The sequence below is a fragment of the Citrobacter sp. CK202 genome (assembly GCF_030333225.1).
Lineage (GTDB): Bacteria > Pseudomonadota > Gammaproteobacteria > Enterobacterales > Enterobacteriaceae > Citrobacter_B > Citrobacter_B koseri.
Genome location: NZ_JAOWGI010000025.1, coordinates 422,453 through 447,769 on the forward strand (window position 1 = coordinate 422,453; position 25,317 = coordinate 447,769).

The following is a 25,317-nucleotide window of genomic DNA, read 5'->3' on the forward strand; positions in this document are numbered from 1 at the left end:
ACTTTATTCAAGCGCTGAAACCTTATCTGTGATCATATTCACAAAGATAGCGCTATCAAAAGTTATCAGTCAGATATGTGATAGCGCTATCAAAATACAATCAACGCGTGAAATCACAGCCTTAAACCGGATTTAAGGCGTATACTGCTATTCCCGTGAAGCGATGAATGACAATAAAAAAACATCTCAATACGTTGTAATTGCGCAGGAATCTGTATGTCTATAACTCGAAAACGGCGTAGTACTGGTAAGGTGACCATCGCCGATGTTGCTCAGCTTGCCGGTGTCGGCACCATGACCGTGTCCCGTGCGTTACGCACGCCTGAGCAAGTTTCCGATAAACTCCGGGAAAAAATCGAAGCCGCAGTGAATGAACTCGGTTACATGCCCAATCTTGCCGCAAGCGCGCTGGCTTCCGCCTCGTCACGGACCATCGCGATGGTCGTCCCGAACCTCACGGAAGCCGGTTGTTCAGAAATGTTTGCCGGACTTCAGCAAGTTTTACAGCCTGCGGGATACCAGATTATGCTGGCGGAGTCCCTTCACCATCTCGAACAGGAAGAGAAACTGCTGGAGACGCTGCTGGCCTCCAACATCGCCGCCGCCATCTTACTCAGCGTCGAGCACAGCGACACGGTGCGTCACTGGTTAAAAAACGCGTCGATTCCGGTGATGGAAATTGGCGCCATTCGTACCGATCCGATCGATATGAATATCGGTATCGATAACGTCGCGGCAATGTACGAACTGACCGAAATGCTCATCCAGCGCGGTTATCAGAATATTGGCCTGCTTTGCGCCAATCAGGAGCAGTGGATCTTTCAACAGCATTTGCAGGGCTGGTACAAGGCGATGTTGCGCCACCATATGTCGCCCAATCGAGTGATTAACGCCGCCCTGCCGCCAAACTTTTCCACCGGCGCTTCGCAGCTTCCCGAATTTATTCTGGCGTGGCCCGAGCTGGACGCGCTGGTGTGCGTATCCGATGAGCTGGCTTGCGGTGCATTATATGAGTGTCAGCGCAGACGGATCAAAGTCCCTGACGATCTGGCGGTGGTAGGATTCGGCGACAGCGATGTGAGCCGGGTTTGTCAGCCGCCGTTAACGACAATGGCCGTACCGCATCGTAAGATAGGCCTTGAAGCCGGACGCGCGCTGCTGGAACGTCTGAAGGATGGCAACTGGAGCGATCGGAAACAGATCGCCTCCAGTTTATGCCTGCGGGATAGCTGTTAGAGACCTTATTCCGTCTCTTCTTGCTTCTCTTGCTTTGCCGATTCATTGTTGGCATTGCGGGTCATCCACAACGCCAGCGCTTTCAATGAGTCCGGGGTGAACTCATCGCAACGCGCCGTAATTTCTTCCGGCGTCAGCCAGCAGACTTCGCTGACCTCTTCTTCCTGAAGCGCGAATGGCCCATGAGAAACGCAGCTAAATAACCCGCCCCAGACACGGCAATTATCATCTTCAAAATAGAACTGACCGTGCTCAGCAAACGGCACGCCTGCGATACCCAGTTCTTCTTCCGCTTCACGTCGTGCAGACTCCAGCAGTTGCTCATCGGCCTGCACCACTCCACCTGCGGTGGCATCTAACATGCCGGGCAAAAAGTCTTTTGTCTCAGTACGGCGTTGAACCAGAATTTTGCCCATACCATCATGCACGACGATATACGTTGCACGATGACGTAAGCGCTGCGCTCGCATTTGCTCCCGGCTGGATTGCGCAATGACTTCGTTCTCTTCATTCACAATATCCACCCATTCAGTACTTGCCAAACGACGCTGTTCCACCATCAGGAAACCTTCTTTTTCTGGCGCTCTTACGGCGCATTTACAATTGTGGGGTAAATTACGGATTAATCGCGACCTGCGCAATGATACTTTGATCATTGAGTGCGATTACGCTCAAAACATTATCATCCAGAATGCCGTAGCTTGCTGCAAACCCACCTTTCGGGATGCTGACTGAGCCTGGATTAAAGTGATACAGCTCGCCGCGTTTTTCAGCGACCGGCAGATGAGTATGCCCATAAGCAAGAACGTCGCCCGCATTTAACGCGGGTACATTATCCGCCCCGAACAGGTGTCCGTGGGTCAGGAAGATGCGCCGGTTTTCCAGCAGCACTTGCTGCCACGGCGCGGTTATCGGGAAGTGGAGCAGCATCTGATCCACTTCGCTGTCACAGTTTCCCCGTACCGCAATAATACGCGCCGCCTGCTCGTTCAGGCGTTCTGCCACCTGCGCCGGTGCGTAGCCTTCCGGCAGCGCGTTACGCGGCCCGTGATAAAGCACATCACCCAGTATCACCAGCCATTGCGCGCCACTTTGCGCAAACCGTTCAAGTACGCGCTCTGTCGCAGGTAACGAACCATGAATGTCCGATGCAAACATCAGTTTCATCACTCACTCCTCGTCATAAAAAACCGTTCTATGATACTGGATTATACGCGGATTATCAGCCGTAACGCTTTGCGGAAAGCGCAATAAAACGTTGAACGGAGGCGCGCTGCCACTGGAATGCTGCATATTCCGCCAGTGCCTCAGGAATCTCGTCGCCGTTCAGTACGAGGCGGTTAAGCATGAGCGCCAAATCGGTATCCGCAATACACCATTCGCCAAATAAATTCGGCTTACCGTGAGCGAGCAAACCACTGGCCGTCGTCACCAGTTTTGCCGCGCTCTCTTTCCCCGCTTCGCTTAACGGGCCTTTCCTGGCCGCCGCAAAGACCACATCCGTCGAACGTTCCTCGCGAATGGGCATTAAATCACTGCGTAACCACGCCTGAATCTGGCGCGCGCGGGCGCGTTTTTGCAGATCGTGCGGGTAGATGCGCTCCCACTGCGGCGGCGCAAAGCGATCTTCCAGATACTCGGTAATCGCCGACGACTCGCTAAGCTCGAAGCCATCGATTTCCAGCACCGGGACGCGGCGCGTTAACGCGTAGCCCTGCCATGAGGGCTGCAAATGCTCGCCGCTGCTCAGGTCAACGGTTTTGAGGGTAAAAGGCAGTCCTTTCTCCTGCAAGGCAACATAAACGGATAAGACGTAAGGAGAGAAAAAGTTAGCGTCTGACCAAAGCGTAATCTCGGGTTTGCTCATAATGTCCTCTTCGTTCTTTGGGCTTTCTCTCAAAATATAGAGTCTTTCGCATACTGTCACCTGATGAAAACTCATACTGAGCCCGGCAACAGAACGCGCAAGACTGCGGCCTTAGCAGAAGCCTGAGAGTCAGAGCGAATAACGCGGCCGGGTTCTCGTGTATCATGCAAAGGTTCAACCATGGAGGACGCCTGCAATGTCACAACCTGACGCTATTATTCGTATAAAAAACCTTCGTCTGCGCACGTTTATCGGTATCAAAGAGGAAGAGATCCTCAACCGCCAGGATATCGTTATTAACGTTGCCATTCACTATCCGGCGGAAAAAGCCCGCGTAAGCGAGGACATCAACGACGCGCTGAATTACCGCACCATCACAAAAAACATTATTCAGCATGTGGAGAGCAACCGATTCTCGCTGTTAGAAAAATTAACTCAGGATGTGCTCGACATCGCACGCGAACATCACTGGGTCACTTATGCTGAAGTAGAGATCGACAAACTTCATGCGCTGCGTTATGCCGATTCCGTCTCCATGACGCTCAGCTGGCGACGTTAAGCGCTATCCGGGAGGAAACATGCAGATTCTGATTACCGGCGGTACTGGCCTGATAGGACGCCACCTGATTCCCCGTCTGCTGGAGCTGGGGCATCAGGTGACGGTCGTCACACGGAGTCCCGATAAGGCGCGTCAGCTTCTCGACTCCCGAGTTGCGCTGTGGAAAGGGCTGGAGGACAGGCAAAACCTCAACGACATAGACGCCGTGGTCAACCTTGCTGGCGAGCCTATCGCCGACAAACGCTGGACCGCGCAGCAAAAAGAGCGTTTGTGTCAAAGCCGCTGGTCCATCACGCAAAAGCTGGCAGATTTGATCAACGCCAGCGAGACGCCCCCGGCCGCGTTAATTTCCGGGTCTGCCGCAGGCTATTACGGCGATCTGGGCGAAGTTGTCGTAACGGAAGAAGAGCCGCCGCATAACGAATTTACCCATAAGTTATGCGCGCGTTGGGAGCAGATTGCCTGTAGCGCGCAAAGTGATAAATCGCGCGTTTGTCTGCTACGCACCGGCGTCGTCCTGGCGCCGGAAGGCGGCATTCTGGCCAAAATGATCCCGCCGTTTCGCCTGGGGCTGGGAGGGCCAATTGGCAATGGGCGTCAGTATCTGGCCTGGATCCATATCGATGATATGGTAAACGGTATTCTCTGGCTGCTGGATAACGACCTGCGCGGCCCGTTCAATATGGTTTCGCCTTATCCGGTTCGTAATGAACAGTTCGCCCATGCGCTGGGTCATGCGCTGAACCGCCCCGCAATCCTGCGCGTTCCCGCGACCGTCATCCGCCTGTTAATGGGGGAATCATCGGTACTGGTGCTGGGCGGACAGCGCGCATTGCCAAAAAGACTGGAGGCGGCGGGGTTTTCATTTCGCTGGTACGATTTAGAAGAAGCGCTGGCCGATGTGATCCGTTAAACCATTCACCTGGTCACTGTAGCCATTCCAGTGGTAAGGTAGTATGCCTGACTTCTGGAATGGCGATTTTATGGCGATAATAACCACCTCCCGATTGACCCTCTCCCTTTTTCAACCTACTGACTGGTCCTTTTTTCTCGCACTGCGTGAAAACCCTGAAATCATGCGTTATATGGCTGATATCACGCCGGAAAAAGACACTCGCCTGCTGTTCGCCCGTCGCCTCGTCTCAAAGCATACCTTCGTCATCCGCCTGCATAACAGCGATAAGCCTTTGGGCGACATTGGCTTACAAATTAGCCACCATTATCCGCAGGAAGCCGATATCGGCTATACGGTGCTCCCGGAAGCGCAAGGGAGAGGGATCGCCACAGAAGCCTTATATGCCGTCTGCGATTACGCCTTTACGCATACCAGCGTGAAAGCGATAAATGCCTATGTGCTGGCAGAGAATCACGCGTCTGTGCGCGTGCTGGAAAAGCGTGGTTTTACGCGGACTCAGGTGCTGGAAAACGCCTATGAGGTGAACGGCATCCGGTATGACGAATGGGTATACCGTCTGGAAAGCGAAATGGGGCGATAATCGCCGGATGGCGGCGATGCCTTATCCGGCCTACGTGTCGGCCCGGTAAGCACAGCGCCACCGGGCAAAATTGTTTCTCTGAGCGACGGATAAACCGCTACTTCAGCGAGCCTTTCAGGAACTGTTGCAAACGCGGGCTTTGCGGGTTGCCGAATACCTGCTCTGGATCGCCTTCTTCTTCGATTTTCCCCTGATGCAGGAAAATCACATGGGTGGAAACATGGCGGGCAAACCCCATTTCATGCGTCACCACCACCATCGTTTTCCCCTCTTCCGCTAACTGCTGCATGATACGCAAGACTTCGCCTACCAGTTCGGGGTCAAGCGCCGATGTCGGCTCATCAAACAGCAGTACCTCAGGTTCCATCGCCAACGCGCGGGCAATTGAGACGCGCTGCTGCTGACCACCTGAGAGGTGTACCGGGTATTTTCCCTGCGCACGTTCATCAATACCAACTTTCGCCAGGTATTTCACCGCACGCTCGCGCGCTTCATGTTTGCTTAATCCCAGCACCTGAATCGGCGCTTCCATAACGTTCTCCAGCACCGTCATGTGGCTCCAGAGATTGAAGTGCTGAAATACCATCGTCAGGCGCGTACGCAGCAGCCGCAGTTGGTTTTTATCGGCGACCTTGAGCTGGCCGTCTTTATCACGCACCAGGGAAATATTCTGGCCGCTCACCACAATCGACCCTTCGCTCGGTTTTTCGAGGAAGTTAATACAGCGCAGAAAGGTACTCTTACCGGAGCCAGACGATCCGATAATACTGATCACATCTCCGGCGTTAGCCTGTAGCGATACCCCTTTCAGCACCTCATGTTCGCCGTAGCGCTTGTGCAAATCGATAACGTTTAATTTATTCTCAGACATCGTATTCTCAGTGCGTTGAAGAAGGTTTCACATGCTGGAGCCAGCGCTTTTCCGCTTTACGGAACAGGCTAATCAGGACATACGAAATAATCAAATACAGCACAGCGGCAATGCCGAATGCGGTAAACGGTTGATAGGTTGCCGAGTTAATATCACGGGCGATTTTCAGCAAATCCGGCACCGTCGCGGTAAACGCCAGCGCGGTTGAGTGCAGCATCAGGATCACTTCGTTACTGTATGCTGGCAGCGCGATACGCAGCGCGGAAGGTAAAATAATACAGCGATACATTTTGAACGATGAGAAGCCATACGCCCGCGCCGCTTCAATTTCCCCGTGCGGTACTGAACGGATGGCGCCAGCGAAAATCTCCGTGGTATAGGCGCAGGTATTCAGCGTCAACGCCAGAACGGTACAGTTAAGACCGCTACGGAAAAACGCGTTGAGGAGATCGGTTCCTTTTACGATCTCCAGCGTGTACATCCCGGAATAGAACACCAGCAGTTGCACATACAGCGGCGTACCACGAAAAACATAGGTAAACAACCAGATGGGGAACTGGATAAATTTGTTGCTGGAAACGCGGCCAATCGCCAAAAACAGCGCCAGAATGCCGCCCATCACCACCGAGGAGATCAGCAACCACAGCGTAATGGCCACGCCGGTAAAGCGATAGCCATCGCTCCAGAGCAGGGATTTCCAGTACTCCTGAATAATCTCGATCACAGGTCAGCCCTCTTCACACCCACGGAGTAGCGGCGCTCGAGGAACAGCAGCACACCATTGGAAACCGTTGTAAATACCAGATAAATCAGCCCGCACACTACGGCGAAATAGAATGGCTCCCAGGTGCTCTTGCCGGCCAGCTGCGTGGCTTTGACCACATCTTCCAGCCCGAGCAGCGAAACCAGCGCCGTCGCTTTGAGGATAACCTGCCAGTTATTACCAATCCCCGGTAAGGCGTAGCGCATCATCGCCGGGAACATAATCCGCCGGAATATTTGCGAACCGGTGAAACCGAATGCCGTCGCCGCTTCAATATGCCCTTTTGGCACCGCCATAAACGCGCCACGGAAGGTTTCCGTAAAGTACGCGCCATAGATAAAACCCAGGGTGATAATACCGGCGACCATCGGATCAATATCAATCTGCCCTATTCCCATCGCGTCGGTCACCGCATTGAGCGCGATTTGCAACCCGTAGAAAATCAGCAGCATTAAAACCAGATCCGGCACCCCGCGAATCAGGGTGGTATAGCCTTCGAAAATAAGTCCCGTCACCCGGTTTTGCGAAAGTTTCGCGCCCGCGCCGACAAGACCGATCAGCACGGCCAGCACAACTGAGCTGAGGGCCAGCTCAAGCGTGACAAGCGCGCCCTGAAAAATAACACCTGAAAACCCGTACAACATGCTGCCTGTCCTGTCGTGTGTGGTGAGTAAGACGCCTCTTTTGATCTCAGTCGAGCCGTTAAATGCCGGATGGCGGCTTTGCCTTATCCGACCTACAAAATCTCTGTAGGCCTGATAAGCGCAGCGCCATCAGGCATAAAATCAGCGCGTCAAAAATCTGCGGGCGTTATCTGCACCAGCGGCGATTAACCGCCGTAAACATCAAAATCAAAGTACTTTTTCGCCAGCTTCTCGTAAGTACCGTCAGCACGCATTTCCGCAAATGCTTTGTTCAGGGCTTCGCGCAGTTCGTTATCCTCTTTGCGCAGCCCCATACCCGTACCCACACCGAACAGTTTCTCGTCTTTCACCGACGGGCCGCCGAATTTGTAATCTTTGCCTACAGGCTGCTTCAGGAAGCCTTCGCTGGCTGCGACTTCATCCTGGAAAGCGGCATCGATACGCCCTGCCGTCAGGTCGGAATAGATATTGTCCTGACCCTGGTAAGAGACGATTTCAATGCCTTTCGGCGCCCAGTGCTCATTACCAAACGTTTCCTGCGTGGTGCCCTGCAATACGCCAACACGCTTGCCTTTCAGGGACTCAACGGTCGGCTGAATATCAGAATCTTTGGCGACGACCAGGCGAGAGTCTGCTGCATAGAACTTGTCGGTAAACGCGATTTCCTGCTGACGCTTTTCGGTGATGGAAAGCGAGGACATGATGGCATCGATTTTCTTCGCTTTTAACGACGGGATCAGCGCATCCAGCGGGTTTTCCACGAAGGTACATTGTGTATTAATGCGTTTGCACAGCTCTTTGGCCAGATCGATATCAAAACCGACCAATTCACCCTGTGCATTTTTCGATTCAAAAGGGGCATAAGTCGGATCGGTACCGATACGAACTTTTTGCGGAATGGCTGCAAATGCTGCGGTAGCACTGGAGAAAGCCAGGACCAGAGAAAGAGACAACACCAGTTTTTTCATAACTATCCTCAACAGACTGTCTTTTATAGGGGATCTTTACAGGACCAGGTGTAGTTATCGTGCCATTAATCGGGCCGACAAGGCAAAGCATTCTACCCTGTCAGCCGGTTTATTTTGCATGAAAAGCGCTTAAGTATGCATTCATGCTCATTTTGACAGCGACAAACGCACCATGATGGTGCAAATCTCTCATCACGCACCGTGATGGTTAACCAAAACGGTGCGCAACACTCCCCCGCAGCGACCGGTCAGTCGCCGTAGACGTTAAAGTCAAAGTACTTTTTCGCCATCTTGTCGTAGGTGCCGTCAGCACGCAGATCGCTCAGCGCTTTATCAAACGCCGCTTTCAGCTCGGTATCGTCTTTACGCAAGCCAACCCCGGTGCCGTCGCCAAAGTACTTTTTATCTTTCACGGAAGGACCGGCAAACGCATAGTCCTTGCCCGCAGGCTGTTTGAGGAACCCTTCGCTGGCCGCAACTTCATCCTGCAATGCAGCATCAAGACGGCCCGCCGTCAGGTCGGAATAGATGAGATCCTGGTTCGCGTAGGCCACAACATCCACACCTTTGCTACGCCAGTTATCATTCGCATAGGCTTCCTGAGTGGAGCCTTGCAGTACGCCAACGTGCTTGCCCTTCAGCGAGTCAATCGTCGGCTGGACAGATGAGCCTTTCGCGGCAATCAGGCGCGAGTCGGCGGCATACAGTTTGTCGGAGAAGGCAATCTCCTGCTGGCGTTTCTCGGTAATGGAGAGCGATGAAATGATGGCATCGATTTTCTTCGCTTTCAGGGAAGGAATCAGCGCGTCAAAATCGCTGCCGACCCAGGTGCATTTGATCTGCATACGCTTGCACATCTCATTGCCCAGATCGATATCAAAACCGACAAAATCCCCTTTGGCATCTTTCGATGAGAAAGGCGCATATGTCGCGTCTGTACCAATACGAACCGTCTGCGGTAGCGCTGCGTAGCTGGCCGCCGTTGCGGAAAGTCCTACCAGCAAAGACAAAGCGAGAACTGTCTTCTTCATACATAACCCTCAAGTGGCGTAATTTTATTATGTTTTGCATTGTGTTGTGTGTTTGCAGACTTTTTCATGCAGGTCTTATGCCATTTTCACGTCGGCGTCCCTATTTGACGTTAAATATGTTAATAAAACGTTGCAATATTGTCCTGATGTTGAAGATAGCAGGTATGACGGTTGAACCGCAGCGTTTCGGTCGCTTTTAGCGAATTAAATGTTGAGGATATGATCGCGGTTACAAAATTGCCCTGAAACAGGGCAATTTGTGCAAAAACGCACTGTGAACGGGCAGCGTTATGCGCCCTGCCAACGGGTGAAAAGATCGTGCGGCAACGTGATATCAAACTGATCCAGAACTCGATTAACCGTCTGATTAATCACATCATCCAGCGTTTGCGGGCAATGATAAAACGCGGGAACCGGTGGCATAATAACGGCGCCAATTTCAGCCGCCTGAGTCATGAGGCGCAGGTGTCCTAAATGCAGCGGCGTTTCCCGCACGCACAACACCAGCGGGCGGCGCTCTTTCAGGACAACATCCGCCGCACGGGTGAGAAGTCCGTCAGTATAGCTGTGTACAATACCGGAGAGCGTTTTGATCGAGCACGGTAAAATCACCATCCCCGCCGTCTTAAAGGAGCCAGAAGAGATACTGGCGGCAATATCGCGCGCATCATGGGTGACATCGGCCAGAGCCTGCACCTCCCGCAAGGAAAATTCGGTTTCCAGCGCAAGCGTCTGACGCGCAGCCGGACTCATCACCAGGTGGGTCTCCACATCCGCCACGTCACGCAGAACCTGCAACAAGCGCACGCCATAAATCGCGCCGCTGGCGCCGCTAATCCCTACAATGAGTCGTTTCATGATTTTTGCCCTTTCTTGCGTCTGGGCTGACTTTGCAGGATTTTACGGGGCGTTGCAAGCAAGGGCGCGGATTGCGCGCCCTTGCCGGGAGGAGAGATTAACCTTCGTTATGCATTTCCAGGTTTTCCACTTCGTTCTGACGCTGCATCGCTTTGACATCGTCGTTACGCAGGGAATCCAGATAATCGAGATACTGCTGGTCAACGTCTTTCGTGACATACACGCCGTTAAAGACCGAACATTCAAACTGCTGAATATCCGGGTTCTCAGCGCGAACAGCTTCAATCAGATCGTCCAGATCCTGGAAGATAAGCCCATCAGCGCCGATGATCTGGCGAATTTCATCCACTTCACGACCGTGAGCAATCAGCTCATTTGCCGTTGGCATATCAATACCGTAAACGTTCGGGAAGCGAATTTCCGGCGCAGCAGAAGCCAGATAGACCTTCTTCGCGCCTGCTTCACGGGCCATCTCAATAATCTGTTCAGAGGTGGTGCCGCGCACGATGGAGTCATCCACCAGCAGGACGTTCTTATCGCGGAATTCAGCGCGGTTGGCGTTCAGCTTGCGACGCACGGACTTACGGCGCAACTGCTGGCCCGGCATGATAAACGTCCGGCCAACGTAGCGGTTTTTCACAAAGCCCTGGCGGTACGGTTTACCCAGAATGCGGGCGATTTCCAGCGCGATATCGCAGGAAGTTTCTGGAATCGGGATCACCACGTCGATATCCAGATCTTCCCATTCACGGGCAATTTTTTCGCCCAGCTTCGTCCCCATATTCACGCGGGCGCTGTAGACGGAAATTTTGTCGATGAACGAGTCCGGGCGCGCAAAGTAGACGTATTCGAACAGGCACGGATTGCTGACCGGGTTATCCGCGCACTGGCGGGTAAACAACTGGCCTTTTTCGGTGATATACACCGCTTCGCCCGGCGCCACATCGCGCAGGAATTCGAAGCCCAGCGTATCAAGCGCCACGCTTTCGGACGCAACCATATATTCAGTGCGACCATCGCCAATGTCGCGCTTGCCCAGCACCAGCGGGCGGATGCCGTTCGGATCGCGGAAAGCCACCATACCGTGCCCGATAATCATCGCCACGCAAGCATACGCGCCGCGAATCTGGCGGTTGGTCGCGGCAATGGCGGCAAAGATGTTATCGGCTTCCAGCGGGTAATGACGGAAGTTATCCAGCTCGCTGGCAAAAATATTGAGCAGGATTTCAGAATCTGACGTGGTGTTGATGTGACGACGTTTTTCTTCAAACAGCTTTTTACGCAGCTCATGCGCGTTGGTCAGGTTGCCGTTATGAGCAAGCGTGATGCCATACGGCGAGTTGACGTAAAAAGGTTGAGCTTCGGAGGCGCTGGAGCTGCCAGCCGTTGGGTAACGCACATGCCCGATGCCCATATTGCCCTGCATACGCTGCATATGGCGAGCTTCAAAAACATCGCTCACCAGTCCGTTTGCCTTACGCAAGCGGAAGCAGTTGTTGGCATCAATGGTGATGATGCCAGCGGCATCCTGACCACGATGCTGGAGCACCGTTAACGCGTCATAAATCGACTGGTTTACCGGCATAACACCGGCGATACCGACAATACCGCACATACGTCTTTTCCTCGTTAAGCCACATCTCAGAACCGTTACGTTCTGGGCAAGAAACTTGACGAGCTTTGCAGATAGTCAAAGAACCATCTGATGATGAAACTGAACTGCGGGATAAGCTGCGACTTGCTCCAGTCTTCGCTTTTCGACAGGCCGGTAAACGTATCGAGAAAGAACAGAATGGCGGCGACGATTAACGCTCCTCGCAGCGCGCCAAAACAGATCCCCAACACCCTGTCAGTACCCGACAGGCCGGTTTTCTCCACCAGCTGACCTATCACAAAGTTCACGATAGCGCCGACGATAAGCGTCGCGATAAACAGTATCGCGATAGCAATCCCATTTCGAACCAGTTCGTCTTCAAAGCCCGTAAACCAGACAGACAGGTAAGTGTAGTAATGGCTGGCGACAAAGAAAGCACAACCCCATGTCACCAACGATAACGCTTCACGAACAAAGCCACGGATCAGGCTAACCAGACAGGAAAAACCAATCACCGCGATAATGGCGTAATCAATCCAGACCATATGTGTCCCACGATTTTACGCCCTGTCGTCCTGTTCGGGGCGCATTCTAACAGAAAAAGAAAACGTTTGCGTAGGGATTTCCTTCCCGTGCGTAAATAAAAATGGCGCTGAAAAAATATTCAACGCCATCAAACTTTTTGCCTCTTCGGGCATTGCCGGATGGCGGTGCAAGCACCTTATCCGGCCTACAAAACAGTACACCGTAGGCCTGGCTGAACTCCGCGCGGATGGCGGGCAAGCACCTTATCCGGCCTGGAAAACAGTACATCGTAGGCCTGATAAGACGCGCAGCGTCGCCATCAGGCAGCGGTGGCTTAGTTCGGGCTGTAACCCATCACCACGCCACTCAAACCGGAGATCTGCTGTAACTCGCCAAGAGAATTTTTCAGCTTGTCTCTTGAGGCGTCAGGCCCGACGAGGATACGGGTTATTTTACCCTGTACCGGCGTTGACGGAGAAGTATATACCCGGAAGCCCGCGCCACGAAGTTTACCCACTATCTCATTGACCTTATCGGCATTTTTCAATGCCCCCAACTGCACAACGTACGCTTTACCCGTTGGCGCGGGTTTTTCTTCAGCAGCAGGTTTCGGCTCAGGCGCCGGTGTCGGCGTTGCCGCTACCGGTTGCTGCGGCTTCGGCTGTGGCTTCGGTTTTTCAACCGGTTTCGGCTTCGGTGGCTCAACAGGTGCGGGGACAGGATCGAAACTGGCGTTGTTTTCCGCAGCAAAACGGGAAGGGTCCAGAGACGGCGCTGCCGCATCTCCGGCACGCACCTCCTCAGCAGCGCCTTCAGGCGGCTGGGTCGGTAACGCCTGTGTTGCGGCTGGCATCATATCAGGCTCATCGCGATCGCCAGGCTTTGGCACCAGCGGGATCGCCGCAAACTCATCCTGATAGTGTTTTTTCTGCCCGTCGAGCAACCCGGGAAGCACAATCACCCCGAGAGCGACCAGCACGATTGTGCCAACTAAACGATTCTGAAACTTACTCGCCACCGCTTCTCCCCGCGTCCATCACTTCCATGACATGTGCAACCGTGTGAAATGATCCACACACCAGCACGGTATCTTCTGGTTTCGCCTCTGCCAGCGCTGCATGCCACGCCAGCGCGACACTGTCATAGACAGTGCCTTTGCCCAGATGTTCCAGCAATTGCTCCGCCGTCGCGCCGCGCGGCCCTTCCAGCGGCGCGCAATACCAGCCGTCGACCACGCTTTTCAGCCAGGCTAACGTCCCTGCGATATCTTTATCATGTAGCATACCGATAACGGCAAGTATACGCCCGTTTTTCGGCAACATTTTCAGGCGCTCTGTCAGATATTCCGCAGCATGGGGATTATGTGCGACATCCAGAATCACCCGTGGCGATTCGCTCACTATCTGGAAACGACCGGGCAAAATCGCCCGGGCAATACCGTCACGAATCGCCTGCTCGCTGATGTTCAGCCCGCTGGCGCGCAGTGCCGCCAGCGCGGTGGCGGCGTTAGGCTGAGGCACCTGCGGCAGCGGAAGATTCGCCAGCGTACCTTCGCCGTCCGTAAACGACCAGCCGTCGCCCGTCACATCATAATGCCAGTCCACGCCGCGACGCTGTAACTGCGCCCCGGTTTCCTGCGCCACATCGGCGATGGTATACGGCATTTCCGGTTCGCCGACGATAGCCGGTTTTTCCGCCCGGAAGATCCCCGCCTTCTCACGCCCGATACTTTCGCGGTCCGGCCCCAGCCAGTCGGTATGATCCAGCGCAATGCTGGTCACTACCGCAACATCCGCATCAACAATATTGGTCGCGTCCAGACGTCCGCCCAGCCCGACTTCCAGAATCACCACGTCAAGCTGAGCCTGCTTAAACAGCCACAGCGCCGACAGCGTGCCGTATTCAAAGTAGGTCAGAGAAATGTCTTCGCGCGCGGCCTCAATCTCGGCGAACGAGGCGGTATGAGCAGACTCCGGCAACTCGTTCCCCTGTACGCGAACGCGCTCGGTATAGCGCACCAGATGCGGAGAACTGTAGACGCCCACTTTATAGCCCGCCGCCGTCAGCACAGACTCCAGCGTGCGGCAGGTTGTTCCTTTACCGTTAGTACCCGCCACCGTAAAGACAAACGGCGCGGGTTTCAGCACGCCCAGACGCGCCGCAACCCGGCTTACGCGTTCCAGACCCAAATCGATAGTTTTACTGTGCAGGTTTTCCAGATAAGAAAGCCACGCTGCCAGGGGCGACGCGGCTTGGGGAATGCGTTTATTGTCCATGATGCCTGTAAATTCGTTACGTTGAGAAAAGCAAAAGGCAGCGCCAGCTGGCCCTGCCCTTTTGTACTCGTCGTCTTTCAAGCTGCAGGTGTGTTGGCTGCTCTCGCTCACCCGAATCACTTGCCTGTGCAAGCTCATCGGGATTCGCTCTCTTGCCGCCTTCCTGCAACTCGAAATCCATAGAGTAAATTATCAGGCCTCGGGTTCCTGATCGGGTACCGGCGGCACCACCTCGCCTTCGCGCGGCGCATCCGGGTTCGGCGCCGGAAGATTCATCAGCTTCGCCAGAACGCTTGCCAGTTTCAGGCGCATTTCCGGGCGGCGGACGATCATATCGATAGCGCCTTTTTCAATCAGAAACTCACTGCGCTGGAATCCCGGCGGCAGTTTCTCACGTACGGTTTGTTCAATAACACGCGGGCCCGCAAAACCGATTAACGCTTTCGGTTCTGCAATGTTGAGATCGCCGAGCATCGCAAAACTTGCGGAAACGCCGCCCATTGTCGGATCGGTCAACACGGAGATATACGGCAGACCACGCTCCTGCATTTTCGCCAGTGCAGCGGAGGTTTTCGCCATCTGCATCAGCGACATCAGCGCTTCCTGCATACGCGCGCCGCCGGAAGCGGAGAAGCAGATCAGCGGGCAGTTATCTTCCAGCGCCTGCTCAACGGCACGGACAAAACGCGCGCCGACCACAGACCCCATAGAACCGCCCATAAAGGAGAACTCAAACGCCGCCGCGACAATCGGCATATCGTGGAGCGTACCTTTCATCACCACCAGCGCGTCTTTCTCGCCGGTTTCCTTCTGCGCGGAAGCCAGACGATCTTTATACTTCTTGGAGTCGCGGAACTTCAGTACATCTTTCGGCTCAAGTTCGCTGCCCAGTTCCACAAGGCTTCCTTCATCTAACAGGCTATGCAGGCGATTGCGCGCCGACATGCGCATATGATGGTCACACTTCGGACAGACCTCAAGATTACGTTCCAGCTCAGCACGGTATAAAACCTGACCGCAGCTATCACACTTGGTCCACACCCCTTCAGGAATGCTTGCCTTGCGGGTGGGAGTAATGTTGCTTTTAATTCGTTCAATCCAGCTCATTAGTGACCTTTCTGCCTGAACCTTAGTCGTCAGCTTTGTTATCAGGAGCGCATAATGCCATTTTTGCCCCCAACAGACTATGAATGTTGCACATTAAAACATAACAGCCCGAAACTTTGGATAAAAAAGTGGTCGAACCGCTGAGTTACTTTCTATTTTGCGGCACGCGACGCAGCGCGCTTATGACGAATGATTTCAACCACGCCTGGCAATATCGACACCACAATAATCCCTACAATCAGTAACTTAAGGTTATCCTGAATCATAGGGATCGTACCGAAGAAATACCCCGCATATGTGAAGAGCAGCACCCATAAAAGCGCGCCAATGACGTTATACGCGGCAAAATGGCGATAAGACATATGTCCCATACCCGCAACAAACGGCGCAAAGGTTCTGACAATCGGGACAAAACGGGCCAGAATAATGGTTTTCCCGCCATGCTTCTCATAAAACTGGTGCGTCTTATCAAGGTAACTGCGACGGAAAATTTTTGAATTCGGGTTACTGAATAACCGTTCGCCAAACAATCTGCCGATCGTGTAGTTCACCGCGTCGCCGACAATCGCGGCGATCAGCATTAACATCACCATAATATGTACGTTGAGATCGTTGGTTTCCAGCGACGCCAACGCGCCCGCCACAAACAGCAACGAATCCCCCGGCAGAAACGGCGTCACCACCAGTCCGGTTTCACAAAACAGGATCAGGAACAGAATGGCATATACCCAGACGCCGTATTCCGCGACCAGCTCCGCCAGGTGCATGTCAATGTGCAGGATAAAATCAATCAGAAAATAAATCAGGTCCATATTGATGCCTTATACGACTCAAATTAGTCCGCCAGAAACAGCGGGCCCAGTGGCGTTTTGGGAAGGTCAAACCGTTCCGGGTAATCAACCGCAACCAGATACAACCCTTCCGCTTTCGCCGTTGCTGCTGAAAGCCGCCTGTCCTTAGCCGCCAGCAACTCTGCTATCCAGCTCTCCGGCTGGTTGTGGGCGCCTACTTCCATCAGGCTACCGACAATATTCCTGACCATATGATGTACAAAGGCATTGGCTTTGATATCGACCACCACATACGCACCGTGACGCGTCACGTTAATGTGCATCACGTTTCGCCACGGCGTACGTGACTGGCACTGTACCGCGCGAAACGAGGTAAAATCATTTTCACCAATCAGACACTGCGCCGCCCGGTGCATACGTTCTGCGTCCAGCGGCTCATAAAAGTGCGTAACCCCATGACCTAAAATCGCCGGGCGCAACCGATGATTGTAGATGATGTAGCGATAACGGCGAGCCGTTGCGCTAAACCGGGCGTGAAAATCCTCAGGTACAGCTTTAACCCAACGAACCGCGATGTCACCAGGTAAATTCGCATTTACACCCAGCGTCCACGCCGCGTCTTTACGCAACGCGGTGGTTTCAAAATGCACCACCTGCCCCGTTCCGTGTACGCCAGCGTCTGTCCGCCCGGCGCAAAACACGTTAACAGGTTCGTTGGCAACCTGAGAAAGCGCTTTTTCCAGCTTTTCCTGAACGCTACGCACTTCGTTCTGGCGTTGCCAGCCATAATATTTGCTGCCGTCGTACTCAATGCCCAGCGCAATTTTATAAACTGGCGGTTGTTCCACTGCTGACATCAGTACAGGTACTCCTGCACCAGTTTTTCCGCGGTTTTAACCGCCATCAACGCGCCGCCAAAGCGAACGTTATCGGCCACCGACCAGAACTGAACCTGCTCCGGCATGCCATAGTCGTTACGCACACAGCCGACAGAAAGCTGCGGATTGCCTGACGCATCGCCCACCTGAGTCGGGAAGTCAGTCTCTTCAGACAGCACAATATCTTCGCCGCGAGAAAAGGCATCGCGCGCCTCTTCCGCCGCCAGCGGGCGCAGCGCTTCAAAACTGACCATTTGCGCATGGCCATAAAATACCGGCGACTGAATGCAACTGGCGGAAATCATCAGCCCGTCGTCCTGCAAAATTTTACGCACTTCGTCAACGATACGGCGCTCTTCGCGCACGCTGCCTTCACTGTCCGGCAGGAGCGGCAGCATGTTAAACGCCAGTTGACGACCAAAGAAATCATCTTCGTCGATAGGGATACCGTTGAGCAGTTTCGCGCTCTGACCGGCCAGCGCATCCACCGCTTTTTTCCCGTGTGCCGAAGCGGAAAGCAGGCTGGTGACGCTAATGCGCGACAGACCGCCTTCATCAATCAGCGGCTTCAGCGAGGCCAGCAACTGGCTGGTCAGGCTGTTGGCTACGGCGATCACATTGCGGTTGCGGTAATCGGCCAGCACAGACGGGTTCACTTCCGGCACCACTAATGGCACATCCGGTTCCAGGGCAAACAGGCCGCTGCTGTCGATCACCAGACAGCCCGCATTGGTGGCTTCCTCAACCCATGCGGCAGAGGCTTCAGCGCCAGCGACAAAAAACGCCAGCTGCGCCTGCGTCCAGTCAAAATCAGCGACATCCTGCACAATGACCGACTTGCCGCTATAGCGCAGATGTTCGCCCGCACTTTCATTACGCGCCAGCGCATAAATCTCACCGACCGGGAACTGACGTTCAGCCAGCGTTTCGAGCAGGGCTTCGCCTACGGCGCCTGTTGCGCCCAGGATGGCAATGTTCCAGCCTTCAGACATGGTGGTTTACTCCAGAAATAGCAAAGCTCCCCGCGCTATGCAGGGAGCGACAAAAAGAATGTTAATGGGCCGGATGATGAACGGCGTTGAAACCGAGCTTATGCAGCAGCGTGGCGGCACTGGCATCGTCGCACATCACGTACAAGGAAGACCATTCACGGCGCTCAAGGTAATTCTTACGCAGCTTATCAAACTCGCCCGGAATTCCGGCGACTTTACGCAGTGGCGCATCATCGCGGCGCACATCATACACCAAATGCGCCAGCCTTTTCAGCGTCGGCTGATCCAGCGGGCCATGCAGCGTAATACGCCCAAACTCCGGCGCGGGTAGCAGCGTATCCAGCGCCACTTTTTGCGCCCGTCCGATAAACGTACTATAGGCTTCAAAGACCTGCGTGGTGCCGCGCGCCTTCCCTTCCAGGGTATAACCGGCAATGTGCGATGTGCCGATATCAATTTTTTCCAGCAGCGCCACGTTAAGATCGGGCTCCCCTTCCCAGACATCAAGCACCACGCTCAGCGACTGCCCGGCATTCAGGCGCACCAGCAGCGCGGTATTATCCACCACCGGGCCGCGACAGGCGTTAATCAGAATCGTCCCCGGTTTCAGCCGCCCGATCAGCGCCTCATCCGCCAGGTGCAGCGTCTTGTAAGGCCCCTCTTTATACAACGGCGTGTGGAACGTCAGAATATCCGCTTCCTGGACCAGTTCATCCAGCGAGCGGAAATCACCTTCATCGCCCCGGTCCGCACGCGGCGGATCGCACAGCAAAGTACGAATGCCCAACGCTTCCAGCCTCGCCTGCAAGCGAGCGCCAACATTACCTACGCCGACAATCCCCACGGTGCGGTCGCTTAAAGCAAAACCGTCACGCTCCGCCAGCATCAGTAAAACGGAAAAGACATATTCAACAACAGCGATAGCATTGCAGCCAGGCGCCGCTGAAAACCCCACGCCAGCCTGCTTAAGCCACGCCTCATCCACATGATCGGTACCGGCGGTTGCGGTGCCGACAAATTTGATGGATTTCCCCCCAAGCAGCGCTTCATTCACTTTGGTGACTGAACGCACCATTAACGCATCCGCATCATCAAGTTCTGCAACGGGAATGGGGCGACCGGGAACCGCTTTGACCTCGCCCAGACGGCTAAATAATTCGCGGGCATAAGGCATATTTTCATCAACGAGGATTTTCACGTCTGCGTACCTGTTTGAGAACGAGAGTTAACCGGGCAAGTGTGCCATAATCTGGCCGCCAGGCATACTTTGCTAAGATTTATGGTTTAAGGATAAGTGATGATGCAACCCATTTCCGGTACTCCCGCACGCCCTCCCGGTGAAGGTCAGACTGCGCCTTCCGTTGCCGGAGAACAGCCGCTATCCACCCAGCAGCGCACGGTGCTGGAACGCCTGATTACGCGTCTGATTTCACTGACGCAACAGCAAAGCGCGGAAGTCTGGGCCGGAATGAAACACGATCTGGGCGTAAAAAGCGACACGCCGTTGCTGTCGCGTCACTTCCCCGCCGCAGAACAAAATCTCACGCAACGCCTGAGCGTCGCTCAGCAGAACCACGCGAATCGTCAGGTACTCTCGCAGTTGACGGAATTATTGAGCCAGGGGAACAATCGCCAGGCCGTCAGTGATTTTATTCGCCAACAGTACGGTCAGACGGCGCTCAGCCAGTTAACGCCCGAGCAGTTAAAGAATGTGCTGACGCTACTGCAACAGGGGCAACTTTCCATTCCTCAGCCTCAACAACGTCCGCCAACCGACAGACCGTTATTGCCTGCCGAGCATAATACGCTCAACCAACTGGTGACGAAGCTGGCCGCCGCGACGGGCGAATCGGGCAAACTTATCTGGCAGTCCATGCTGGAACTTTCCGGTGTGAAAAGCGGCGAGCTGATCCCTGCAAAACAGTTCACGCACCTGGTCACCTGGCTGCAAGCGCGCCAGACCCTCAGCAACCAGAGCGCGCCCACCCTACAGACGCTACAGGCGGCGCTAAAACTGCCGCTGGAGCCGAATGAATTCACGGCGTTAAGAGATTACGCCCAGCAGACATATCAGGCGTTGCCGCATACAATTCTGACAACCGCTCAGGTTCAGGATCTGCTGAACCTGGTCTTCCTGCGCCGCGTTGCGCGCGAAAGAGAGTTAACCGAGCCGCATCACATTCAGCCGATATACAGCCCGTTCGCCCCGATGATTGAAACCATCAAATCCGTAACGGCGCGACCGGGGCTGATCTTTATCGCACTGGCGGTTGCCTTCATTCTGTTCTGGCTGGTGTCTTAACCCCGGCGAAACGACAGCAGCGTTACCACAATCCCCACGACGGCAGAAATCGCCCCGGCGAGAAACACGGAAGAGTAGCCGCACGAGGTGGCTAACAGCCCGGCCAGAGGGCCGGTAATGCCGTAGGAGATGTCCTGAAACGCGGCATAGCCGCCAAGTGCCGTACCGCGTACCTGAGAAGGTACGCGCTTCACCACTTCAACGCCCAGCGCCGGGAAGATGAGCGAGCACCCTGCCCCGGTTAACGCCGCGCCCAATAGCGCAATCCAGGCCACAGGCGCCAGCCAAAGCAGCACCAGCCCTGCCGTTTCGACCAACAGGGACGCAACCGCCACCTTCACACCGCCAAAGCGATCCGGCATCCAGCCAAACAACACGCGCATCAGCACGAAAGCGCCGCCAAACGCGGTCAACGTAAAACCGGCCATCGCCCAGCCTTTACTGGCGAAATAGAGTGAAATGAAGGTGCCGATAACGGCGAAGCCAACCCCCTGTAGCGCCAGCCCCAGGCCCGGCTTCCAGATGAGGCCGACGACGCTCCACAGCGACGGACGTTCGCCCGCGTGCGCAGGTACTTTACGCACGGTGCCATTAAATGCCCAGGCCAGCAACGGCAGCGCCATTGTTGTTCCTGCCAGCGCCGCAAAACCGTAATGGCTGTGAATCAGTAAACCAAGCGGCGCACCGGCAGCCAGCGCGCCGTAAATCGCCATGCCATTCCACGACATCACTTTACCGGAGCACGAAGGCCCAACCAGCCCCATCCCCCAGGTCAGGGTTCCGGTCAGTAGCTGGCTTTCGCCAAAACCCAGGATCAGTCGCCCGACGATCAGCAACGCGAATTTTACAGGTACAGAAACAGGTAACAACGCCGCCAACAGCCACGCGCCCCCCGCCAGCGCGCAGGCCAACATCCCCTGTAGCGCGGAACGTTTGGCGCCATATTGATCGGCCAGTCGCCCGGCGTAACCACGGGTCAATACCGTTGCAAGGAATTGAATGCCCACCGCGATGCCGACCATCGTGTTGCCATAGCCCAGCTCATGGTGAACAAAAAGAGGGATTACAGGTAACGGTAAACCGACCGTCATATAGGTCAGAAAAACCGCAAAAGCGATACGAAAAAGCGAAAAATTCGCAGAAGGTGTTTTTTCTTTTTGGGATACAGCTGTCATGCGTTACTCCAGAATGCAGAGTAAGGCGAGGAAATGCCACGCCCCCTCCACCTGACCATCAGGATTAAGGTGCGTTGGATAACGTTAAACGCTTACGCATTATCATGGGGATAATGTTGAGCGTGAAGTCTGCCTGTGAGTCGCTAAACTTGTCAACCTTGAAGTCTCAGGAAGTTGTATCAAAACGAAGACTTGTCATCGAACAGAAAGGGAAAGACGGCATCGATTCCCTTTGTCCTGAACAGCCCAGTCACCTGTATACGTTGCCCCGGCGTCAGTAGCCTGAATATCATATCCCAGATCTCTTTGGGTTCCACTTCCTGGTCGAAGGCATTCTCCAGCGTTAGCACTGCCTCATTTTCGTTCAAATAAGGACGGAGGTAGAGAGGAAAAACAGAAATATGGTACTCCTCAGCTTTCGATTTAGCACGCTTACGTTTGACACTCTCTTTCCCCTCACTGTACTTATTCAAACGTTCACGAACCGCAGGCACACTTCCAGGAAACCCCGGTAATGCAAGACACTCCTTAACCGTGAACCACTCTTTTGCCATCAGTTTCTTTCCTTTTCCCTGATGAAATAAAAATATTTTTTCTTTTTCGCGAAATTTCAGGTTTATTCTGGCAATATTCTTATAATGAAAAAGAAAGTAACGTTCTTTTTGTCGCGCTAATTTATAACCTGAAAAATATCGGCGCCGATAACACATCTTCTTAGGATTACAGAATGGAACACAAAAGCCAAGACTGGCATCGTGCAGATATTAAAAGTGCACTGGAAAAAAGAGGAATTACGCTCAGAGATCTTTCACGAGCAGCTGGATTATATCCCGACTCGTTACGCAATGTATTTACCCGCCATTGGCCCAGAGCAGAGTTGATCATTGCGGTGGCGCTGGAGACCACACCAGATGTGATTTGGCCTTCGCGCTACATTTCTGGTCATGAGGAACCACATCAGCGTTCAGAAGAATAAAACACTATAAATCCAGAAGTATTTTTCAGGTCAATATTATTTGGCATATTAAATACAATCACATTATTTATAATACTTTTTTATAGCACATATTACCTATATAGCCCATTATTACAGTGATAATTAATTAACGGCTCACGTAATAACACCCAAAGGATATAATATGGTCTGGGATATAAGAACAGCAACAAACTATGCAAAGCATCACGCTCATACACACTCAATCAAAAAATGTGCTGAATATACACGAAAGGCAATCCGTGCCGGAGGCATAGATATAGGGAACACTGGGCACGCCAAAGATTATGGTTCTCTTTTAATGCACGCGGGTTTCAGACCCGTCTCTCCTTATGAGTCCCCGCGAGCAGGTGATGTTGTCATTTTGCAACCGTATGAGGGAGGAAACCCAAGCGGTCATATGGCTATATTTGATGGACAAGACTGGTATTCCGATTTCAAACAACGTGATATGTGGGCAGGTCCTGGTTACAGAGCAGCAAAACCACAATATACGATATACAGGAGGAACTAATGCGATTTATTCTCCCATTAATCCTTTTACTGTTATCCGCATGTAATGTTCACAATGATACAAGTAGTCGTAACATGGTGAGTCAATTCTACCCCCAGTACATGGCAATATACGCCAGCGATAACGATAAGAGCCTTATCAATTACACCAATCCTATTTATGAAAAATATGTTTCAACTGAAATTATTCGCAGATTAAAGAAAATTGACGATTATTATGAGCAGGAAATCGTGGCGTCAGACTACTTTATGTACGTGCAGGACTACGCGCCGGAATGGATCGCTAAATTCCACGCAGGAACAGCCAGTGCTTTTTTGGGAGGTGAAAAAGTGGATGTATGGCTTGGCGATTCCGATACCCGCCTTATCCATTTAATGGTGTATACTCGCCGGGAAAATGGCCAATGGAAAATTTATCGGGTACGCGATCTTACCCACCAGTTTGAACACCCGATCTACGATGCAGGCGCTATTGCCCGCGCCAGGGCGTGGTCGGCAAAAGTCGCGCAGGAATACGAAAACAAGCAATAAAAAAAGGAGCCATTATCGGCTCCCCTGTAGGCCTGATAAGCGAAGCGCCATCAGGCAAACGTTGATGTCGGATAGCGGCGTAAACGCCTTATCCACCCAACGTCTTCAGATTTACGCTTTCAGCTTACGCATAACCAGCGTCGCGTTGGTGCCGCCAAAGCCGAAGCTGTTGGACATGACGGTCGTCAGTTCGCGATCGGTGGCTTCGGTTACGATGTTCAGACCTGCCGCTTGCTCGTCCATCTCTTCAATGTTGATGCTCGGCGCGATAAAGCCGTGTTCCAGCATCAGCAGCGAATAGATAGCTTCCTGCACGCCAGCCGCACCCAGAGAGTGACCGGTCATCGCTTTGGTCGCGGAGATAGCCGGGCTCTTATCGCCAAAGACTTCACGAATTGCGCCCAGCTCTTTCACGTCGCCTACCGGCGTAGAAGTACCGTGGGAGTTCAGGTAGTCAATCGGAGTGTCAACGCCGTGCATCGCCATCTGCATGCAGCGCACTGCGCCTTCGCCTGACGGTGCAACCATGTCAGCGCCATCGGACGTTGCGCCATAACCGACGATTTCCGCATAGATGTGCGCGCCGCGCGCCAGAGCATGTTCCAGTTCTTCAACCACAACCATACCGCCGCCGCCCGCGATAACGAAACCATCACGGTTCGCATCATAGGTACGGGAAGCTTTAGACGGATCGTCGTTGTATTTGGTGGACAGTGCGCCCATCGCGTCGAATTCACACGCCATTTCCCAGCACAGCTCTTCGCCGCCGCCGGCAAAGACGATGTCCTGTTTGCCCAGTTGAATCTGTTCAACCGCGTTGCCGATGCAGTGTGCAGAGGTCGCGCAAGCAGAGCTGATGGAGTAGTTCACGCCGTGGATTTTAAACGGCGTAGCGAGGCAGGCAGAAACGCCGGAGGCCATCGCTTTGGTCACTACATACGGGCCAACGGCTTTCAGACCACGCGGGCTACGCATGGCATCTGCGCCAAAGACCTGGAATTTCGGGGAGCCGCCGCCGGAACCTGCAATCAGGCCAACGCGCGGGTTATTCTGGTAAGTTTCTACAGAGAGACCAGCATCAGCAATCGCCTGCTCCATAGAAAGGTAAGCATAGATGGATGCGTCGCTCATAAAGCGCACTACTTTGCGGTCAATGAGGCCAGTGGTATCCAGTTTGACGTTACCCCAAACATGGCTACGCATGCCGGAGTCCTTCAGCTCCTGAGAGAAAGTGATCCCTGAACGTCCTTCACGCAGAGATGCCAGGACTTCCTGCTGGTTATTACCGATGCTGGAAACGATGCCCAGGCCAGTAATCACTGCACGTTTCATTCAATACCTCTGTA

At 53.7% G+C, this 25,317-nt stretch carries 28 protein-coding genes and 1 pseudogene; 8 read left to right on the top strand and 21 right to left on the bottom strand.

What is annotated here, in order from left to right; all coding sequences use genetic code 11:
- Positions 1 to 216: 216 nt before the first annotated feature.
- Complete coding sequence (locus tag OGX84_RS11525) at positions 217 to 1,236, top strand: LacI family DNA-binding transcriptional regulator (RefSeq protein WP_012131471.1); 1,020 nt, start codon at positions 217 to 219, stop codon at positions 1,234 to 1,236.
- A gap of 5 nt (positions 1,237 to 1,241) precedes the next feature.
- On the opposite strand, the gene yfcD is transcribed toward OGX84_RS11525, so the two are convergent.
- The 3 genes from yfcD to yfcF are packed head-to-tail and all read right to left on the bottom strand — an operon-like array spanning position 1,242 to position 3,103.
- Positions 1,242 to 1,796, bottom strand: coding sequence for an NUDIX hydrolase YfcD (gene yfcD, locus OGX84_RS11530; protein ID WP_058667767.1), 555 nt, complete (start codon positions 1,794 to 1,796; stop codon positions 1,242 to 1,244).
- A gap of 55 nt (positions 1,797 to 1,851) precedes the next feature.
- Positions 1,852 to 2,403, bottom strand: coding sequence for a phosphodiesterase (gene yfcE / locus OGX84_RS11535; RefSeq protein ID WP_047462326.1), 552 nt, complete (start codon positions 2,401 to 2,403; stop codon positions 1,852 to 1,854).
- A 55-nt stretch (positions 2,404 to 2,458) separates the two neighbouring features.
- Entirely contained in the window at positions 2,459 to 3,103 is a 645-nt protein-coding gene (gene yfcF, locus OGX84_RS11540) for a glutathione transferase (protein ID WP_200023497.1), read from the bottom strand.
- A gap of 196 nt (positions 3,104 to 3,299) precedes the next feature.
- Between yfcF and folX the strand changes: the two genes are divergently transcribed.
- The 3 genes from folX to OGX84_RS11555 all read left to right on the top strand — a co-directional run bounded on the left by folX (position 3,300) and on the right by OGX84_RS11555 (position 5,158).
- Positions 3,300 to 3,662, top strand: a complete 363-nt coding sequence (gene folX / locus OGX84_RS11545) for a dihydroneopterin triphosphate 2'-epimerase (RefSeq protein ID WP_012131467.1) — start codon at positions 3,300 to 3,302, stop codon at positions 3,660 to 3,662.
- Positions 3,663 to 3,681: 19 nt separating this feature from the next.
- Positions 3,682 to 4,575, top strand: coding sequence for a TIGR01777 family oxidoreductase (locus OGX84_RS11550; protein ID WP_286458015.1), 894 nt, complete (start codon positions 3,682 to 3,684; stop codon positions 4,573 to 4,575).
- Between the two features lie 70 nt (positions 4,576 to 4,645).
- Positions 4,646 to 5,158, top strand: coding sequence for a GNAT family N-acetyltransferase (locus OGX84_RS11555; protein ID WP_049008706.1), 513 nt, complete (start codon positions 4,646 to 4,648; stop codon positions 5,156 to 5,158).
- 97 nt (positions 5,159 to 5,255) lie between these two features.
- Here OGX84_RS11555 and hisP read toward each other — a convergent pair whose 3' ends face one another.
- The 15 genes and pseudogenes from hisP to pdxB all read right to left on the bottom strand — a co-directional run bounded on the left by hisP (position 5,256) and on the right by pdxB (position 19,654).
- Entirely contained in the window at positions 5,256 to 6,029 is a 774-nt protein-coding gene (hisP, locus tag OGX84_RS11560) for a histidine ABC transporter ATP-binding protein HisP (protein ID WP_049008687.1), read from the bottom strand.
- Positions 6,030 to 6,036: 7 nt separating this feature from the next.
- Positions 6,037 to 6,753 (bottom strand): histidine ABC transporter permease HisM, encoded by a 717-nt coding sequence (gene hisM, locus OGX84_RS11565; RefSeq protein ID WP_012131463.1) that lies wholly within the window; start codon positions 6,751 to 6,753, stop codon positions 6,037 to 6,039.
- The gene (locus OGX84_RS11570) at positions 6,750 to 7,436 is read right to left on the bottom strand and encodes a histidine ABC transporter permease HisQ (protein ID WP_012131462.1); all 687 of its coding nucleotides are present in this window, start codon (positions 7,434 to 7,436) and stop codon (positions 6,750 to 6,752) included. The genes hisM and OGX84_RS11570 overlap by 4 nt, the downstream gene beginning before the upstream one ends.
- Before the next feature lie 185 nt (positions 7,437 to 7,621).
- Complete coding sequence (hisJ, locus tag OGX84_RS11575; RefSeq protein WP_012131461.1) at positions 7,622 to 8,404, bottom strand: histidine ABC transporter substrate-binding protein HisJ; 783 nt, start codon at positions 8,402 to 8,404, stop codon at positions 7,622 to 7,624.
- Between the two features lie 248 nt (positions 8,405 to 8,652).
- Positions 8,653 to 9,435, bottom strand: a complete 783-nt coding sequence (argT, locus tag OGX84_RS11580) for a lysine/arginine/ornithine ABC transporter substrate-binding protein ArgT (protein ID WP_012131460.1) — start codon at positions 9,433 to 9,435, stop codon at positions 8,653 to 8,655.
- Positions 9,436 to 9,723: 288 nt separating this feature from the next.
- Positions 9,724 to 10,299: pseudogene (locus OGX84_RS11585) on the bottom strand (UbiX family flavin prenyltransferase); the annotation flags it as partial.
- A gap of 91 nt (positions 10,300 to 10,390) precedes the next feature.
- Positions 10,391 to 11,908 carry an amidophosphoribosyltransferase gene (purF, locus tag OGX84_RS11590; protein WP_012131457.1) on the bottom strand — a complete coding sequence of 506 codons (1,518 nt, stop codon included), beginning with the start codon at positions 11,906 to 11,908 and terminating at the stop codon, positions 10,391 to 10,393.
- A 35-nt stretch (positions 11,909 to 11,943) separates the two neighbouring features.
- Positions 11,944 to 12,432: a colicin V production protein gene (gene cvpA, locus OGX84_RS11595; RefSeq protein ID WP_012131456.1), complete on the bottom strand. Its 489-nt coding sequence runs from the start codon at positions 12,430 to 12,432 to the stop codon at positions 11,944 to 11,946.
- 314 nt (positions 12,433 to 12,746) lie between these two features.
- The gene (gene dedD, locus OGX84_RS11600) at positions 12,747 to 13,430 is read right to left on the bottom strand and encodes a cell division protein DedD (RefSeq protein ID WP_012131455.1); all 684 of its coding nucleotides are present in this window, start codon (positions 13,428 to 13,430) and stop codon (positions 12,747 to 12,749) included.
- A complete protein-coding gene (gene folC / locus OGX84_RS11605; protein ID WP_112001882.1) occupies positions 13,420 to 14,688 on the bottom strand; it encodes a bifunctional tetrahydrofolate synthase/dihydrofolate synthase in 1,269 nt (422 codons plus the stop codon). The genes dedD and folC overlap by 11 nt, the downstream gene beginning before the upstream one ends.
- Positions 14,689 to 14,880: 192 nt before the next feature.
- Complete coding sequence (accD, locus tag OGX84_RS11610) at positions 14,881 to 15,795, bottom strand: acetyl-CoA carboxylase, carboxyltransferase subunit beta (protein ID WP_012131453.1); 915 nt, start codon at positions 15,793 to 15,795, stop codon at positions 14,881 to 14,883.
- A 152-nt stretch (positions 15,796 to 15,947) separates the two neighbouring features.
- Positions 15,948 to 16,607 carry a DedA family protein gene (locus OGX84_RS11615; protein WP_112001881.1) on the bottom strand — a complete coding sequence of 220 codons (660 nt, stop codon included), beginning with the start codon at positions 16,605 to 16,607 and terminating at the stop codon, positions 15,948 to 15,950.
- 23 nt (positions 16,608 to 16,630) lie between these two features.
- Positions 16,631 to 17,443, bottom strand: a complete 813-nt coding sequence (gene truA / locus OGX84_RS11620; RefSeq protein WP_012131451.1) for a tRNA pseudouridine(38-40) synthase TruA — start codon at positions 17,441 to 17,443, stop codon at positions 16,631 to 16,633.
- Complete coding sequence (locus OGX84_RS11625) at positions 17,443 to 18,456, bottom strand: aspartate-semialdehyde dehydrogenase (protein WP_012131450.1); 1,014 nt, start codon at positions 18,454 to 18,456, stop codon at positions 17,443 to 17,445. Before OGX84_RS11625 ends, truA begins: the two co-directional genes overlap by 1 nt.
- A gap of 61 nt (positions 18,457 to 18,517) precedes the next feature.
- Entirely contained in the window at positions 18,518 to 19,654 is a 1,137-nt protein-coding gene (gene pdxB, locus OGX84_RS11630; protein ID WP_286458017.1) for a 4-phosphoerythronate dehydrogenase PdxB, read from the bottom strand.
- 102 nt (positions 19,655 to 19,756) lie between these two features.
- Here pdxB and flk point away from each other — a divergent pair, with 102 nt between their 5' ends.
- Positions 19,757 to 20,758: a flagella biosynthesis regulator Flk gene (flk, locus tag OGX84_RS11635; protein WP_115626775.1), complete on the top strand. Its 1,002-nt coding sequence runs from the start codon at positions 19,757 to 19,759 to the stop codon at positions 20,756 to 20,758.
- On the opposite strand, the gene OGX84_RS11640 is transcribed toward flk, so the two are convergent.
- Positions 20,755 to 21,933 carry an MFS transporter gene (locus OGX84_RS11640; protein ID WP_275165844.1) on the bottom strand — a complete coding sequence of 393 codons (1,179 nt, stop codon included), beginning with the start codon at positions 21,931 to 21,933 and terminating at the stop codon, positions 20,755 to 20,757. The two genes, flk and OGX84_RS11640, sit on opposite strands and share 4 nt — an antisense overlap.
- A gap of 179 nt (positions 21,934 to 22,112) precedes the next feature.
- Complete coding sequence (locus tag OGX84_RS11645) at positions 22,113 to 22,487, bottom strand: MerR family transcriptional regulator (protein WP_104868399.1); 375 nt, start codon at positions 22,485 to 22,487, stop codon at positions 22,113 to 22,115.
- Positions 22,488 to 22,660: 173 nt separating this feature from the next.
- On the opposite strand from OGX84_RS11645, the gene OGX84_RS11650 reads away from it, so the two are divergent.
- The 3 genes from OGX84_RS11650 (at position 22,661) to OGX84_RS11660 (ending at position 23,971) form a co-directional block, all read left to right on the top strand.
- On the top strand, positions 22,661 to 22,909 hold the full coding sequence (locus OGX84_RS11650; protein WP_286458018.1) for a helix-turn-helix domain-containing protein: 249 nt from the start codon (positions 22,661 to 22,663) through the stop codon (positions 22,907 to 22,909).
- Between the two features lie 163 nt (positions 22,910 to 23,072).
- Positions 23,073 to 23,441: a hypothetical protein gene (locus OGX84_RS11655; protein WP_058667779.1), complete on the top strand. Its 369-nt coding sequence runs from the start codon at positions 23,073 to 23,075 to the stop codon at positions 23,439 to 23,441.
- Positions 23,441 to 23,971 carry a YqhG/Tai3 family protein gene (locus OGX84_RS11660; RefSeq protein ID WP_047462296.1) on the top strand — a complete coding sequence of 177 codons (531 nt, stop codon included), beginning with the start codon at positions 23,441 to 23,443 and terminating at the stop codon, positions 23,969 to 23,971. Before OGX84_RS11655 ends, OGX84_RS11660 begins: the two co-directional genes overlap by 1 nt.
- A 111-nt stretch (positions 23,972 to 24,082) precedes the next feature.
- Here the strand turns inward: OGX84_RS11660 and fabB are convergent, their stop codons facing one another.
- Entirely contained in the window at positions 24,083 to 25,303 is a 1,221-nt protein-coding gene (gene fabB / locus OGX84_RS11665; RefSeq protein WP_047462293.1) for a beta-ketoacyl-ACP synthase I, read from the bottom strand.
- Positions 25,304 to 25,317: the final 14 nt, after the last annotated feature.

Bases quoted from the DNA above. Each gene is read 5' to 3' on its own strand.
- cvpA (WP_012131456.1), bottom strand. From the start codon at position 12,432: ATGGTCTGGATTGATTACGCCATTATCGCGGTGATTGGTTTTTCCTGT.
- purF (WP_012131457.1), bottom strand. From the start codon at position 11,908: ATGTGCGGTATTGTCGGTATCGCCGGTGTTATGCCGGTAAACCAGTCG.
- OGX84_RS11645 (WP_104868399.1), bottom strand. From the start codon at position 22,487: ATGGCAAAAGAGTGGTTCACGGTTAAGGAGTGTCTTGCATTACCGGGG.
- OGX84_RS11570 (WP_012131462.1), bottom strand. From the start codon at position 7,436: ATGTTGTACGGGTTTTCAGGTGTTATTTTTCAGGGCGCGCTTGTCACG.
- yfcF (WP_200023497.1), bottom strand. From the start codon at position 3,103: ATGAGCAAACCCGAGATTACGCTTTGGTCAGACGCTAACTTTTTCTCT.
- OGX84_RS11550 (WP_286458015.1), top strand. From the start codon at position 3,682: ATGCAGATTCTGATTACCGGCGGTACTGGCCTGATAGGACGCCACCTG.
- hisJ (WP_012131461.1), bottom strand. From the start codon at position 8,404: ATGAAAAAACTGGTGTTGTCTCTTTCTCTGGTCCTGGCTTTCTCCAGT.
- hisP (WP_049008687.1), bottom strand. From the start codon at position 6,029: ATGTCTGAGAATAAATTAAACGTTATCGATTTGCACAAGCGCTACGGC.
- accD (WP_012131453.1), bottom strand. From the start codon at position 15,795: ATGAGCTGGATTGAACGAATTAAAAGCAACATTACTCCCACCCGCAAG.
- OGX84_RS11525 (WP_012131471.1), top strand. From the start codon at position 217: ATGTCTATAACTCGAAAACGGCGTAGTACTGGTAAGGTGACCATCGCC.
- yfcD (WP_058667767.1), bottom strand. From the start codon at position 1,796: ATGGTGGAACAGCGTCGTTTGGCAAGTACTGAATGGGTGGATATTGTG.
- folC (WP_112001882.1), bottom strand. From the start codon at position 14,688: ATGGACAATAAACGCATTCCCCAAGCCGCGTCGCCCCTGGCAGCGTGG.
- folX (WP_012131467.1), top strand. From the start codon at position 3,300: ATGTCACAACCTGACGCTATTATTCGTATAAAAAACCTTCGTCTGCGC.
- truA (WP_012131451.1), bottom strand. From the start codon at position 17,443: ATGTCAGCAGTGGAACAACCGCCAGTTTATAAAATTGCGCTGGGCATT.
- OGX84_RS11655 (WP_058667779.1), top strand. From the start codon at position 23,073: ATGGTCTGGGATATAAGAACAGCAACAAACTATGCAAAGCATCACGCT.
- OGX84_RS11615 (WP_112001881.1), bottom strand. From the start codon at position 16,607: ATGGACCTGATTTATTTTCTGATTGATTTTATCCTGCACATTGACATG.
- OGX84_RS11625 (WP_012131450.1), bottom strand. From the start codon at position 18,456: ATGTCTGAAGGCTGGAACATTGCCATCCTGGGCGCAACAGGCGCCGTA.
- OGX84_RS11660 (WP_047462296.1), top strand. From the start codon at position 23,441: ATGCGATTTATTCTCCCATTAATCCTTTTACTGTTATCCGCATGTAAT.
- OGX84_RS11650 (WP_286458018.1), top strand. From the start codon at position 22,661: ATGGAACACAAAAGCCAAGACTGGCATCGTGCAGATATTAAAAGTGCA.
- OGX84_RS11555 (WP_049008706.1), top strand. From the start codon at position 4,646: ATGGCGATAATAACCACCTCCCGATTGACCCTCTCCCTTTTTCAACCT.
- yfcE (WP_047462326.1), bottom strand. From the start codon at position 2,403: ATGAAACTGATGTTTGCATCGGACATTCATGGTTCGTTACCTGCGACA.
- flk (WP_115626775.1), top strand. From the start codon at position 19,757: ATGCAACCCATTTCCGGTACTCCCGCACGCCCTCCCGGTGAAGGTCAG.
- argT (WP_012131460.1), bottom strand. From the start codon at position 9,435: ATGAAGAAGACAGTTCTCGCTTTGTCTTTGCTGGTAGGACTTTCCGCA.
- OGX84_RS11640 (WP_275165844.1), bottom strand. From the start codon at position 21,933: ATGACAGCTGTATCCCAAAAAGAAAAAACACCTTCTGCGAATTTTTCG.
- fabB (WP_047462293.1), bottom strand. From the start codon at position 25,303: ATGAAACGTGCAGTGATTACTGGCCTGGGCATCGTTTCCAGCATCGGT.